Origin of the sequence: Spiroplasma endosymbiont of Ammophila pubescens (genome assembly GCF_964020965.1) — a bacterium.
In the GTDB taxonomy this organism is placed as follows: domain Bacteria; phylum Bacillota_I; class Bacilli_A; order Mycoplasmatales; family Mycoplasmataceae; genus Spiroplasma.
Genome location: NZ_OZ026611.1, coordinates 481,505 through 497,008 on the forward strand (window position 1 = coordinate 481,505; position 15,504 = coordinate 497,008).

At 28.0% G+C, this 15,504-nt stretch carries 11 protein-coding genes; all 11 read left to right on the plus strand.

The window, feature by feature from the left end:
- The first annotated feature begins 6 nt into the window (after window positions 1-6).
- The 11 genes from ABNT63_RS03055 to ABNT63_RS03105 all read left to right on the plus strand — a co-directional run bounded on the left by ABNT63_RS03055 (window position 7) and on the right by ABNT63_RS03105 (window position 15,504).
- On the plus strand, window positions 7-2,973 hold the full coding sequence (locus ABNT63_RS03055) for a chromosome segregation protein SMC (RefSeq protein WP_348736365.1): 2,967 nt from the start codon (window positions 7-9) through the stop codon (window positions 2,971-2,973).
- A gap of 89 nt (window positions 2,974-3,062) precedes the next feature.
- On the plus strand, window positions 3,063-4,385 hold the full coding sequence (gene ptsS / locus ABNT63_RS03060; protein WP_348736367.1) for a phosphate ABC transporter substrate-binding protein: 1,323 nt from the start codon (window positions 3,063-3,065) through the stop codon (window positions 4,383-4,385).
- Between the two features lie 2 nt (window positions 4,386-4,387).
- The gene (gene pstA, locus ABNT63_RS03065) at window positions 4,388-6,490 is read left to right on the plus strand and encodes a phosphate ABC transporter permease PstA (RefSeq protein ID WP_348736369.1); all 2,103 of its coding nucleotides are present in this window, start codon (window positions 4,388-4,390) and stop codon (window positions 6,488-6,490) included.
- Window positions 6,490-7,299, plus strand: a complete 810-nt coding sequence (gene pstB / locus ABNT63_RS03070) for a phosphate ABC transporter ATP-binding protein PstB (RefSeq protein WP_348736370.1) — start codon at window positions 6,490-6,492, stop codon at window positions 7,297-7,299. The genes pstA and pstB overlap by 1 nt, the downstream gene beginning before the upstream one ends.
- Before the next feature lie 20 nt (window positions 7,300-7,319).
- Window positions 7,320-7,979, plus strand: a complete 660-nt coding sequence (gene phoU / locus ABNT63_RS03075; protein WP_348736372.1) for a phosphate signaling complex protein PhoU — start codon at window positions 7,320-7,322, stop codon at window positions 7,977-7,979.
- Between the two features lie 468 nt (window positions 7,980-8,447).
- On the plus strand, window positions 8,448-10,124 hold the full coding sequence (locus ABNT63_RS03080; RefSeq protein ID WP_348736373.1) for a phospho-sugar mutase: 1,677 nt from the start codon (window positions 8,448-8,450) through the stop codon (window positions 10,122-10,124).
- A 45-nt stretch (window positions 10,125-10,169) separates the two neighbouring features.
- Window positions 10,170-10,955, plus strand: a complete 786-nt coding sequence (locus ABNT63_RS03085; protein ID WP_348736375.1) for a hypothetical protein — start codon at window positions 10,170-10,172, stop codon at window positions 10,953-10,955.
- Between the two features lie 81 nt (window positions 10,956-11,036).
- Complete coding sequence (locus ABNT63_RS03090) at window positions 11,037-11,930, plus strand: 2-oxo acid dehydrogenase subunit E2 (protein WP_348736377.1); 894 nt, start codon at window positions 11,037-11,039, stop codon at window positions 11,928-11,930.
- A gap of 44 nt (window positions 11,931-11,974) precedes the next feature.
- A complete protein-coding gene (locus ABNT63_RS03095) occupies window positions 11,975-12,916 on the plus strand; it encodes a 3'-5' exoribonuclease YhaM family protein (protein ID WP_348736379.1) in 942 nt (313 codons plus the stop codon).
- Window positions 12,917-13,153: 237 nt separating this feature from the next.
- Window positions 13,154-14,512: an FAD-dependent oxidoreductase gene (locus ABNT63_RS03100; RefSeq protein ID WP_348736381.1), complete on the plus strand. Its 1,359-nt coding sequence runs from the start codon at window positions 13,154-13,156 to the stop codon at window positions 14,510-14,512.
- Window positions 14,513-14,559: 47 nt separating this feature from the next.
- Window positions 14,560-15,504: a lipoate--protein ligase gene (locus ABNT63_RS03105; RefSeq protein ID WP_348736383.1), complete on the plus strand. Its 945-nt coding sequence runs from the start codon at window positions 14,560-14,562 to the stop codon at window positions 15,502-15,504.

Here is a 15,504-nt window from a genome sequence, read left to right on the forward strand (position 1 = left end):
TGAGTAGTGTTATTTTTAAAAAAATTAGAGGCATTTGGTTTTAAATCATTTGCTGATCCATTAACAGTCAATTTTGATCATGAAATGATAGGAATTGTAGGACCAAATGGGAGCGGAAAATCAAATATTAATGATGCAATTCGTTGATGCTTAGGTGAACAATCAATTAAATCACTTCGTGGGAATAATAGTGAAGATGTTATTTTTAATGGGTCAGAAACAAAACCAGCATTAAATATGGCAGAAGTTAAACTAATTTTTGATAATACAAACCGGATTTTTGCAATGGACTATGATGAAATCGAAATTATTCGTCGTGTTTTTCGAGGAATTGGTGAAAATGAATATTTTATTAATAAACAACGAGTTCGTTTAAAAGACATTCAGGATTTTGCAATGGATAGTGGTTTAACAAAGTCATCATTAGCAATTATTTCACAAGGAAATATTAATGCTTTTGCAGAAGCAAAGCCATTAGAACGACGTGCTTTATTTGAAGAAGCTGCTGGGGTTGCAAAATATAAACGCCGTAAATTAGAAGCTTTAAAAAAATTGGACCGTTCAAATGAGAATTTAGCACGTTTAAAAGATATTTTAAATGAAATCGAACGTAAATTACCAAGTTTGAAACGACAAAGTGAAAAAGCAATCAAATATACAACATTAAAAGATAAATTAAATCAAATTGAATTAGCTGTTTTAGTAAAAGATATTACTTTTTTTAATGACAAATTATTAGAATTACGTTCACAACAGAAAAAAATTATTAGTACAAAACAAGATGCTGATCGAGAATTAAAAAATAAAGAAATTGAATATAATGAATTAAACAAAGAAAACTTTAATTTGGATAGTAAAATTAATGTTTTAACTAAAGAATTTCAAAGTTTAGTTTCAGAAATTAGTGATTTAAAAGTACATAAAATTGAATTAGATAATAAAGAAGCAGCTTTAAAAATGTCTAATAATGATATTACTATTACTAATATGATTAATGATTATAATGAATTAACCGTTAACTTACAAAATGAAAGTGAAAAATTGGCAACATTAGAAACACAGCAACAAGAATATCGTGCTCAACGTGAAACTTTTAATACAAAGCAAGCTGTGCTAAATGAGCAATTAGGAGCAATTAATAAAACAATTATTCGTTTAGAAAGTGAATTAGAACGTGCACAACATAATTTTGAAAATCAGGATAATTTACATGAAGGTGTTAAAAATATTATTAATAATAAAAATGTTTTTCCTGGAATTATGGAATTAGTTCAAGATATTATTAATGTTGATGAAAAATATGAGCAAGCAATTGTGACTTCTTTAAGTGGGCGTTTACAAGATATTTTAGTTAAAAATGTTGATAGTGCAAAACGAGCAATTTCATATTTAAAACAAAACCGTGCTGGACGAGCAACATTTATTCCGTTAGATGTAATATCGCCACGCTATCTTAACAGTGATGAAGAATTTGTAATTAAATCAGTGCGAGGATATTTAGGTTTAGGAAATAATTTAGTTAAAGTAAAAAAAGAATTTCGAATTGCAGTTGATTATTTACTAAGTCGTTATTTGATTTGTACTGATTTTGATAGTGCACAAGAAATTGGAAAGTTAACAAAATATCGTTATAATATTGTTACATTAGATGGCGAAATTGTTCGCCCGCAAGGAGCTGTTACAGGGGGTTCTCGACGAACACGGATGACCATTGTTAATCCAGAAAAAGAATTAAGAATTCTTAATGAAAAATTAGCAATGCAAACTGAAGAATATCATCATATTTTAAAACAATTAAATATGCTTCGACGACAATTAGATGAAATTAATGAAGTTATTGCTGAAAATCAAGCTTCAATTGGGGCAGGGAAACGACAAATTGAAATTATTATGTATAACCAAACAAAGTTGCAAAATGAATATCAGTTACTAACATCAAAAAATATTAATGAAACAAAAATAGTTGAAAATGAAGCAGTGCTTAATATTACGGATCAAATTAAACAAAAAGAATTTTTAAAAACAAAAATTGAACAACAATTAAATGTTGCCCGTAGTTTAAAAGATAAGCAGTCATTAGTAATCAATGAGCTTAATAATCAAATTGGAGAAAAACGATATTATATTTCAGCTTTGCAAGAACAAATTAGCAAAATGAATATTGATTTATCGATTATTAATGTTAAAATTCAGCAAAATCTAACAAGACTAACAGAAGAATATCAAATGACATATGACCATGCTAAGACATTAGAATTAAAGGTAATTGATAATGAAGATTTAATTCGTGATGAAATTAAACAGTTACGAAGTGACTTATCTCAAATTGGCAATGTTAATTTAGAAGCAATTGAAGAATATAAAGAGGAAAATGCTCGTTTTCAATTTATGAATAATGAATATAACGATGCAAATGATTCGGTTAAAAACTTGTTAAAATCAATTGATGAAATGGATAGTATTATGAAAGAACAATTTGATAAAACAATTAAAGAAGTAAATGAGAATTTACCATCAACTTTTGAAGTATTATTTGGGGGTGGTTCAGCAAGAATTATTTATACTGAACCAGAAAATTTATTAGAAACAGGAGTTGATATTAAAGTATCACCACCAGGGAAAAATATTACTAATTTAAATTTATTATCTGGAGGAGAAAAATCATTGGTTGCTTTATCAGTTCTTTTTGCGATTTTAAAAGTCCGACCAATTCCATTAGTAATTTTAGATGAAGCAGAAGCACCATTAGACCCAGCAAATGTTGAGCGATTTGCTAAGTATATTCGTAGTTTTGTTGATACCACTCAATTTATTGTTGTTACTCATCGCGTTGGAACAATGGAACATTGTGAAGTATTATATGGGGCAACAATGCAACAAAAAGGAGTTACAAAAATTGTTGGAATTAAATTACAACAAGCTGCTGAAATGATTAAAGAATTTGAGAATAAACTTGAAAATAAAAAAGCATAAATTATTTATGATTTTTTATTTTTTTGATACAATTAGTATGAATAATTTTTAAACAAATAAAACCATATAAAGGGGAGGAAACTTAACAAATGAAGCCAAACGAATCTACTAAGGCTGTTAAGGAAAAGAAAGAAAAAAAACATTTTCTTAAGAGTGTAGTAGGAGAGATTAGCCATCATAAAATGTTTACTTTAGTTGGTTTTGTTTTGGTATTAGTAATATCAATTATTATTTGAACAATTGCATCGGCTAGTAATGTAATTGTTGCTGGAGGGAGTACATCAGTTGCCCAAGTAATGGCAAATATTACGGAACAATATAAACGTGATAACAAAAAAGATATTTTATATAATTCATTAGGAAGTGCTGCTGCCTTAGTTGGTGTAAAAAATGGTAGTTATGCTTTTGGTTTTTTATCAAAAGATGTTAATTCAACGCCTAAACCAGGGGATAACCGCTCTAATGCTCAACAACTATGAGCAGATTATCATACTGGTCGTTTTGTTTTTGCCCGTGATTATATTATCTTGGTATATCATTTACCAAATGGTTGTAAAATTAAACCACACCAAGATTCGTTACAATTTCAAAGTTTTTTTGGTGGAGAAGGAACTGAATTAATTCGTAAGATTTATACTAATCCAAATTTTACTTGACAACAAGCTTTTGGTTCGCAATTAGTTTGTAGTAGTGGTAGCAATAAATTTTATACTTTAACACGTGAGTCTGGAAGTGGGACAAGAGATTTTTTTGAATCAGCAGTAATTAAAAGCAAAAAATATAAAACAAATCAAGTAGATTCATCAAATGGTTCAATGTATCAAGCAATTTCAACTACTCCTGGGTCAATTGGTTATATTTCTTTTTCATATATTAAAAGAATTATTAGCAATGAAGATTTAGGGACAAAAGCAATTGCTAGTGTTATTAGTAAAGGAAGTACAGAACCAGAATTACCATATAAAGTTATTGATAATAATTATGAATTTAATCCAGCTTATTCTTTAACAAGACCCTTTACTGAAATTATTAATTATCAAGGAAAACAATTCAATAATGCCTTACCTTTTATTGCATGAATGTTAGATCCATTACCATATTCAAAAACAAAACCAAAACTACGAAATGGGAAAGATAATCCTTATTATGACTCAAATTTTAAGTTAAGTCCACATGATGCTGCATATTGATATATGGAAGAAGGCGAAGAACCATTATCAATTGATGACTTTTTCTTCCGAAAGTATAATAATAATACAACTTTTGCAAAAAGTGGAAGAACAGCTGATAGTGAAAAAGTAGCTTGAAATTTTAAATCAGATTATCAAAGTATTTGAGATATTATTGTGAAAAAATTTCCCGAAAAATATCAAGCATATTTTGAATATGAATATAACGGAATGGAGAATTAACTATGGCCAAGAAAGAAGTCACGAAAGAAAAACAACCGTTTTCCCAAAAAATAACATTATGAAAAATTCGTTTTACAAATAATTTTCGCGGACGAAAACAAATTATTGATTTTACTTCAAAAATTATTATTTATTGTTTTGCGATTTTAACAATTTTAATTTTATTAACTCTAGTTGGTTTTATCATTTATAAATCAATTTATTTCTTCCAACATTATCCTGGTGGTTTTTGAGGCTTTTTATCAGGTAATACTTGAAATGCTAATAATAGTCAATTTGGTATTTGACGAATTATTATTGCAACATTTTTTGTCTTATTAATTGCTTTACTATTTGCAATTCCGTTAACTATTTTTTCATCATTATATATTTCAGAATATTTAAGTCCAAGGATTAAACGTAAAGTGATTGGTATTATCCAATTGCTAGCTGGAATTCCATCTGTTGTTTTTGGATTATTTGCTTTAGTAATTTTAGGACCGCTTTTCATGTTAATGGGCGCTCCTTCAACCTCAAACTTATTAGTAACATCAATTACTTTAGCTTTTATGGGTTTACCAATTATGATTTCATTATCAATCAATGCTTTAGAAAATGTTCCTGATTCATATCGCTTTGGTTCATTAGCATTAGGATTAAGTAAAACCCATACAAATTATCGTATTGTTTTACGTTCAGCTTGATTTAAAATTATTACTGCTATTATGATGGGAGTTGCACGGATTATTGGAGAAACAATGGCGGTGATGATGATTGCTGGAAACGCACCAGATGGTTTAAAACTTGGAAATGGTTTTATTAATTTTATTTTTTCATCAATAGCAACTTTAGCATCAACAATTGGATTAGAAATGTTGGAAAATTCAGGGCCAATGCATGAATCAGCATTATATGCAATTGGACTAGTATTATTTATTATCGTCTGTATTATTAATATTTTTATTATTTCATCACAATCATTTCATAATCGAAAACGAAACTATCATGCTCGTAAAACAACAAAAGGTTTACGATTAAGTAAATCATATAATGCTAATAAAATTAATAAGTTATTTTATGAACATATTAAAAAAACAAGGGGTTTGAAAAAGTTTAAAGATGGAATCGGAATGTTCTTTTTAATCTCTTCAACTGTAATTGTTGTATCATTTACATTAGTTATTTTAGCTACAATTATTTGAAAAGGATTATTTGGAATGGTATGAAGTGATCTAATTTCAACATCAACCTTTTATGGCGGAGCAGGAATTCTTTCAACATTTTTAGTTACTCTGTTATTAGTTATTTGTTCAATAATTTTTGCGATACCATTATCATTAATGGTTGCCATTTATTTAAATGAATATGCCCGTCCAAATAGCATTTTTGCAAAAGTGGTGCGTTTTGCAATTGATGTTTTATCATCAACACCAAGTATTATTTATGGAACTTTTGGATTAGCTTTCTTTATTGGTGTTTGTCGTTTACCATTATCCATTTTAAGTTCTGGTTTAACCTTAACAATTGTTATTTTACCAATTATGATTCGTAGTATTGAGGATGCTTTATCAGGTCTTGAAAACTCATTGCGACATGCCTCTTTAGCATTAGGAACTAACAAAACATCAACAATACTGAAAGTTGTTTTACCAAATGCGATGCCAGGTATTATTACTGCCATTATTTTAGCAATTGGACGTGTTATTGGTGAATCAGCGCCAGTTTATTTAACATTAGGAACCGTGGTACGATTACCAATTGCTGGATTTATGTCACCAGGGGCAAGTATGACAACACAAATTCTAATGTTCTCAAAAGAAGGAGCAACAGCAGGAGCAATGCGAATTATGTTTGAATTAGCTTTTGCGATTATGGTTTTAATTTGGTTATCAAATAGTTTGACCCATATTTTAGGGAAGAAATTTGCACCAAATTATGTTAATATTGGATTTAGAGCTAAGTGAAAAAATCGAATTAATAACTTGAAATTTTTCTTTTCAAAAGAAAATTATCTTCATCAAAAACAAAGTTTTAATAATTTTTGAAAAAAATTTGTACCAAAGAAAAAACAACGCCATGAAGAAAATAAGACGAAGAAGAAGAAGAAGAAGAAGGGGGAAAAATAATGGATCCAAAAGTAATTATTAAGAATCCAACATTTGATTCATCAGATAATAATCCAGATTTAATTAAAGTAAAAAATGTTGACTTTTTTTATAAAGGAAACAAGCAGGCTCTTTTTAATATTTCAATGAAAATTAAAGAACATACTGTTACTGCTTTTATTGGTTCCTCAGGATCAGGAAAATCAACATTATTGCGTTTATTTAATCGAATGAATGATGTTGAGCCAAAGTCAATTTTTAAAGGTGAAATTTTAATTAATGGGAAGAATATTTATAGTCCTGAAACAGATATTGTTAAATTACGAACAGACATTGGGATGGTATTTCAAAAACCTTCACCTTTTCCAATGTCAATTTATGATAATGTTGCTTATGGACCACGGAATCAAGGAGTTCGTGATCGAAAATTAGTTAATAGTATTGTTGTTGAAAGTTTAAAACGAGCAGCATTATGAGATGAAGTAAAAAATAATTTACGAGATTCTGCTTTTGCATTATCGGGGGGACAACAACAACGTTTATGTATTGCCCGAGCAATTGCGATGAAACCTAAAATTTTGTTAATGGATGAACCAACCAGTGCATTAGATCCAATTTCAACATCAAAAATTGAGGAATTAATTACCCAACTAAAAAAAGATTTTACAATTGTTTTAGTAACCCACCATATGCAACAAGCCGCACGAGTTGCTGATTATACTGCTTTTTTTACAAAAGGGAAATTAATTGAATATAATAAAACTAAGATTATTTTTTCTCGTCCGGCTAATAAAAAAACAGAAGATTATATTACTGGGCGTTTTGAATAACGAAAGGAAGGGGACAAAATATGAGCATAAAAATTGAAAATGATTTAGCACAAACAAAACAAATGATTATTGATATGATTGCAATGACAAAAAATCAATATGATGATATGGTTAAATGTTTAGAAACAAATGATGTTGAGCTTGCTCAAAGTGTTATTTCCGCTGATGAAACAATTAATAAAATGCAAGAGGCTTTCATTGAAGTTTCACTATGAAAAATTGCAAAACAACAAATGGTTGCAAAAGATTTACGACGAATAGTTGGTTTCATTTTGATTGTTAAGGAAGTTGAACGTATTGCAGATTATGCAAAAAGTATTTGTCGTTATTATATCAAATATAAACCTTCAACAAAGTTAATTAATTTTTTAAAAAAATTAGTTGCAAAAGTCATTGAAATGTTAACAGAAGTGTCAAATATTTTTGAGGAAGAACGAATTGAGTCAGCATATAATATTTTAAAATATGATACTGAATTAGACAATATTTATAAAGTTGAAAATGATGCTTTAATTGAAAAAATTCGTGAAGCAAAATCAAAAGAAGAAATTAAAGTTATTACTTTAACAATGCAACAATTACGTTCAATTGAGCGGGCTGGAACACATATCATTAATATTGCTGAAACATTAATTTATATTATTGAAGGAAAAATTTATGATTTTGAATTACCAATTTAATATGGTTTTCATGATGAAGATCATTTTTAATGCAAAATTATCAATGAATTTTTACTACTTGTAGTTTTATATTTAATATAATTAAATTTATTACTAAATAGTTAAAAATAAAAGTATAATTTATAATGGATATAAAAAAATAAAGAAGGTGACAAAAAGATATGAAAATTTGTAATAAATACAGTGAAATGTTGAAAATGAAGAATTACACTTAATGAAATTGTTAATAGGAAATGAATAAATTAACAATCTTTACAAAGATTGTTTTAATAGTAATAAGTACTAATTTAAGTATCTATAAAATTTTATCGAGAAAATATCTCATTAAATAATATGAAGACAATAAAATAAATAAAATCAAAATAGAAAAATTTACTATATAAGGTGAAAATTATTGGTTGTAGCAAACAAGAATGTATTATGGTTAAAACCAAAAACTTTGTTGCTTGTTAAAAAAGGAGAATTAAGATGTCATATTTAGATAATTTAAAATTATGGAAAGATGCTAAAAATTTAGATCCAACATTAGCCGCTGAATTTCAACAAATGTCTGAAGCAGATTTAATTGCTGCTTTTTCAGATGATTTAGAATTTGGAACTGCTGGATTGCGAGGATTATTAGGTCCAGGAACCGGAAAAATGAATTTATATACAATTCGAAGAGCAACATTAGCTTTTATGCAATATTTAAAAACAATTTATTCTGCGACAGATTTAAAATCAAAAGGAATTGTAATTGGGCATGATAACCGTCATTTTTCAGCTGAATTTGCACAAGAAGTAGCAAATATTTTTGCTAGTAATAATATTAAAGCAATTTTATTTACTAATAATGACCTTCGCCCAACGCCAATGGTTTCTTATACCATTCGGAAAATAAAAGCGGTAGCGGGTGTTATTATTACAGCAAGTCATAATTCGCGTGAATATAATGGTTATAAAATTTATGATCATAATGGTTCACAGTTTTTGCCAGTCGCAACTGATGTCATTGGTGAAAATTACTTAAAAATTAAAGGAGAAGTTTTTACTTTAACTTTAAATCCAGATTCAACTTTAATTACATATGTTGCAAAAGAAGTCGAGGATAATTATATCAGCGATGTTAAAGCAATGCAGTTTTATCCAAATCAAAAACGTAATATTAAGATTGTTTTTTCTAATTTGCATGGAACAAGTAAAGAATGAACTCCACGAATTTTAAAAGAATGTGGCTATGATGTTACGATTGTAGAAGAGCAATTTGATAATGATCCTAATTTTACTTTTGCCCCTAATCCGAATCCAGAATTAACAGAATGTTATGATTTATCATTAAAATATGCTAAAAAAATTAATGCTGACGTTGTTATTTTAAATGACCCTGATGCTGATCGTTTAGGAATTGGTGTTAAAATCAAAGATCATGAGTATTATTTAATGACTGGAAATGAAACAGCTCCGGTATTAATTGAGTATTTATTTTCCCATTATCAACGTCAAAAAACATTACCTAAAAATGGGGTTATGTATAATACTTTTGTTACTGGAAATTTATCAGATAAAGTAGCTGAAAGTTATGGTGTTCAAGTTATTAAAACATTAACTGGTTTTAAATGAATTGGGGATCAAATGAGCAAAGCAACAGATAAAGGGTTAGAATTTTTATTTGGATTTGAAGAAGCATATGGTTATATTTTAAAAGACATAACTCGTGATAAAGATGGAATTCAATCATCATTAGTCTTAGCAGAAGCTTGTTGGTATTATCATAATCAAGGAAAAACATTATATGATGTTTTAGTTGAACAATATAATAAATTTGGTTATTTTTATTGTAAAACAGTTAATTTAGTTCGTGATGGAATTGATGGCAAAAAAATTATTAATAATATGTTAAAAAAATTACGACAAGAAACAATTACTAGTTTAGATAAAATTAAATGTATTAAAAAAGAAGATTATTTGCATGGTTTATATGAAATACCAGGCCAAGACTTACTAAAGTTTTATTTTGCAGATGGTAGTTGATTTGCAGTTCGTGCAAGTGGAACAGAACCAAAAATAAAATTCTATTTTGTTTGTGTTGATAAAACAAATGAAGAAGCAAAAAGAAAAATGGAAGCAATGTACCAAGAATTAGAAACTAATTATTTAAAAGAATAAAAGTTATACTAATATGTAGTTAGAAAATAGGGGGTTTGGTTGGGTATGGCAAAAATTATTTTTGAAGCTGATGATAATCGCAAAGGAATTGTTGATAAAATTTTTGTTACAAATAAACAAGTTGTCCAAAAGGGGGATAAACTTGCTAACATTATTACACAAAATAAAGTTTATGAAATTAAAGCGCCAATTAATGGTGAAGTGTTAAATCTTATTGTTTATGAAAATAAAGTTATTAATAGTGGTGATGTTTTATTAGATTTATTACCATTTGAGGCAACCCTTAATGAACATGACAATAATTTTGAGCAACCCTATAATACTATTTCTTTTAATGGTTCTGGAAAATATAATGTACAAAATCGGCCACCAATTGATATTAAAAAATCAGAAACAGAAATTTTTCGCGAAGAATTAATTGAAACATTACTATTACTAGCGCGTGAAGTAGCTGGTGAAAATCCACAAGATGATTTTGAAGATTCAATTGAAATTGATTTACCAGAAGAAAATATAGCACAAAATTCAACCCCATTTTTTAGCCAGAATAATGATTCAAAGACATTTCCGTTTAAAGATAAAGTTGAAAATGTTCTTGAGAATATTTCTAGTGAAGAAAATATTGAAACATTGCAAAAAGATTTGGGTGATTTAAAAGAAGATTTGACAATTGTTAAAGATGATTTAGCAACAATGACAATTGAAGAAGAAGTTATTGAAGAACTTGAAAATTTAGAACGTGATTTAGCATTTACAGCAGAAATGGCTGCGAGAAAACAAGTTGATGATAAAAAACTAGACCCCTTACATCATCAACCCTTTGATAGATAAGAATACAAACAAGAAAATTATACAAAAGAAGAATTAAAAAGTAATTTTGCTCAAAGTATAAATAATGTTGATGATTCAAAAATGGAACCTATTCTAAATTTAGAACAAGATAAATTAGTGGAAAATAAGCCGAAGGGACATCATGGTGAACATTCAAAGTCACATTCGACGGTTCATTCGTCTGTTTACTATCATCTTAAAAAGCATAAGTCAGAAGATGCAACGTCAAGGGAACATTCCGCTTCTTCAAAACATAAAATAAAAGAAAATCCACAAACTTTGCAAGTTGACAAGGTAAAATTAAATCAAGAAGCAATTATTCGTGCAAAAGAAATTATGGAAAGTAAAAAAAATATTGTCCATGGTTTTATTGATGTTGAAGTTGATGTTAGTGAGTTAGTTAGTTTATTATTAATTATGCGTGAAGCATATTCACAAAATGATATTGAATTAACATTATTGCCTTTTTATGTTAAAGCAGTCTATGATGGATTAAAAAAATTCCCTGTTTTAAATGCATCCTTTATTAGTCAAAAAAATGAAATTTTATTAAAATGATTTTATAATATTGCTTTTAGTGTAGATAGTGATACTGCAGTAAAAATGCCTGTTTTATATAATTTAAAAAATGTTTCAATTAAAGAAATTGCTTCAAAGGTAACAAAATTAATAAGTAAAAGTATTAGTAATGAATTAAAAGAAAAGGATTGTCAAGATGCCTCATTTTCAATTATAAATTATGGGGAATATGGAATAACACGGAGAACATTTACAATTCCAAATGATAATGTTGCCGGAATTGCAATGGGTATTATTTTTAAAAAACCTGTTGTGGTTGAAAAAAATGATATTGCAATTCGTGATATTATGGTAATTACATTGGGGTATAATGAAGCTGTAATTGATATTACTGAAGCAAGTAAATTTATCCATTATGTTGCATATTTATTATCAAATCCAGGGCTTTTATTATAAGATAAAAAGTCATTACTCACTTTTTTATTTCTAGGAGGGGAAAAATGAATATTAAAGATTTAACAAAAGAAGTTAATAATGTAGAATTAATCGTAATTACTGATAAAGTTACCCAAGGGACAGCATCTAATGGCAGCACTTATTTATCAATAACCTTTAAAGATCGTACCGGAACAATTGAAGCAAGATTATGAGATGCTCGTCCTGCTGACATTGAAAGTTGAATTAAAGGTAATTGTTATAAAGTAAATATTAATATTATTGAGTATCGAAAAGTTTTACAAGCAAAAATTAATAGTTATAATATTGTTGATAATGCAAATATTAATCTAGATGATTTTATTGAAGTTGCGCCGCTTCCAGCAGATGCAATGTATGATGAAATTATTACAACAGTAAAAAAAATGAAAACAACTGAATATCGTGAAATTATGACTTTAATTTTAGCAAAATATGGTGAGCAATTTAAAATTTGACCAGCTGCTATTCGTAATCATCATGAAATTAAATCAGGTTTAATTTGGCATAGTTTAACTATGCTGCAAATGGCAAAAAATGTTGTCAATGTTTATCATGATCGTTTAATTGATGCGGAACTATTATATTGTGGTGTTATTTTACATGATTTAGGAAAAGTTATTGAAATTACAAGTGGTGCTACAAATGATTTTTCATTTGAAGGAAAATTACTTGGTCATATTTCAATTATGGCAAATGAATTAAATTATCTTGCCCAAAGTAATAATTTAAATTCAGAAAAAATTGTTTTATTAGAACATATGATTTTAGCTAGCCATGGTCGATTGGAATATGGTTCACCTGTTGAACCACACTTATTAGAAGCAGAAATCTTATCATTTTTAGATAATTTAGATGCACGAATTTACCGTATTGATAAAGAACTAGAAAAAACATTGCTTAATGAGCAAACACAACGCCTGTTATCTATTGAAGGCCGTTGATTTTTAAAACATTTTGAAAAATAATGATTAATTTAATTGTAAAAAGTTTAAAATTTTTTTAAAATTTTATATTTTTTGCAATTTTTTTTCTGTTTTTCATTTGATTTTTCTTTTTTATTTTTTGTGACAGGTATATAATGAAATTACGGTATGATTTAATTTTCAGGAATAAATGCCATAACAAAATAACTATTGGCACATTTAGTTAGTTATATCGAAAGAACTATTAATACTACTAAAAATAGAAAAGGAGAATATAACATGAAGATTATTGTGGTTGGAATTAACCATGCAGGTACAACTGCTGTTAGAACCTTAAGACGATTAGATCAGAAAGCAGAAATTGTTACTTATGATAAAAACAACAATATCTCATTTTTAGGATGCGGAATTGCACTATGAGTTTCAGGAGAGGTAAAAGATCCAAACGATTTATTTTATGCTTCACCAGAAGTATTAAAAAATGAAGGTATTAAAGTAAACATGGAGCATGAAGTATTATCAATTGATAATAAAAATCAAAAAATTCGTGTAAAAGATCTAAAATCAGGAAATGAATTTGATGATAATTATGATAAATTGATTTTAGCGATTGGTTCTTGACCAATTATTCCACCAATTGAAGGAATTAAGCAGGAAGGTATTCATATTGTTAAATGATTTCAACATGGGGAATTAGTAAAAAAAGCAAATGATGACAAAAATATTCAAAATGTTGTTGTATGTGGGGCAGGATACATTGGCGTTGAATTAGTTGATGCTTTTCATAAAAAAGGAAAAAATGTTACTTTAGTTGATATTTCAGATCGCATTATGCCACGTTATTACGATAAACCTTTTACTGATAAAGTTGAAGCAGCAATGCGTAAAGCGAGTGTTAATTTACGTGGTGGCGAAAAAGTTATTAAATTTGAGGGTAACAATAATAAAGTAACAAAAGTAGTAACAGATAAAGGTTCATATGATGCTGATTTAGTAATTTGGTCAGTTGGTTTTAAACCTGCAACAGAAATTTTAAATGGTGTTATTGATTTAGACAAAAATGCAGCCATTAAAGTTGATCAATATATGCAAACATCAGACCCAAATATTTTTGCAATTGGTGATTGTGTTGAAGTTTATGATAATGCTAAGAAACAGCCAGCATATATTGCTTTAGCAACAAATGCTGTCCGAACAGGAGTTATTGCAGCTGTTAATGCTTTAAAACCAGCAGGTTTAGCATCACCAGGATTCCAAGGTTCAAATGCAATTAATGTTTTTGGTTGAGCGCTAGCTTCAACAGGAATGACAGAAACGGTGGCAAAAGATTTAGGATTTGATTACGATCAAATTACACTTACGGATAATGATCGTCCAGAATTTATGGATACATATCAAGAAGTTTTAATTAAAATTCTTTGAGACAAAAAAACAAGAAAAATTATTGGTGCACAAGTAGCTTCAAATGCTAATCATACCGAAGTTATGTATATGTTTTCATTAGCAATTATGAAGGGAGTTACAATTGATGAACTACCATTAATTGATATTTTCTTCTTGCCACATTTTAATAAGCCATATAACTTTATTACTTTACCAGGCTTAGAAGTATTAGGATTAAATTACTTTAAAAAATAAGAAAAATGATTTGTTTTAAAAATTCTTCTACAGATGTTTATTTTAATTTGGCTTTAGATGAGTATCTTTTAAAAAGTGATATTAAAGACAACATTTTCTTTTTGTGAAAAAATTTTAATACAATTGTTATTGGTCGAAATCAAAATACGATTGAAGAAATTAATTTACAAGCGGTTGAAACTGATAAGGTGAATGTTGCTCGTCGAATAACAGGTGGTGGGGCTGTTTATCAAGATGATGGTAATTTGTGTTTTTCTATTATTGTTAATAAAGATGATAAAATAGCGCAAAATTATGAAAGTATTTTACAACCTATTATTAATGTTTTACAAAAACTTGGTTTAAATGCTAAATTTGCTGGTAAAAATGATATTGAAATTGATGGCAAAAAAATCTCTGGTAATGCACAAATAAAGTATAAAAATCGGTTGCTACACCATGGAACATTTTTATTTGATGTTGATTTAAGTAAAATGCAAAAATACTTAAATGTTAGTCAAGATAAAATTATTTCAAAAGGAATTAAATCAATTCCGGCACGAGTGACTAATATTCGACCATTATTAACAAATAATATTACAATTGATGAATTTATGCTATTTATTACTAATGAGTTTTTAGCACAAGGAACACCAGTGTTAGATTTACCACCAGATATTATTGCGGCAGTTAATAAACTAGCTGATGAAAAATATCGAACATGGGAATGAAACTTTGGTAATTCACCTGAATTTAATTATCAGAATAAAATTCGATATGAAGGAAAAGGTACCGTTGATGTGCGTTTAAATGTTAATGAAGGAAAAATTACGAAAATTAAATTTTTTGGTGATTTTTTAGGTTCTGGTGGAACAGAGCCACTTGAAACTCTTTTAACAGGTTGTGAATATAATCTGGATAAAATTAAAACAAAATTATTAGAAATTAATATTAAAGATATTTTTGGGGATAAATTTGAACTACAAGAAATTTTAGATGTTATTTTTACCTAA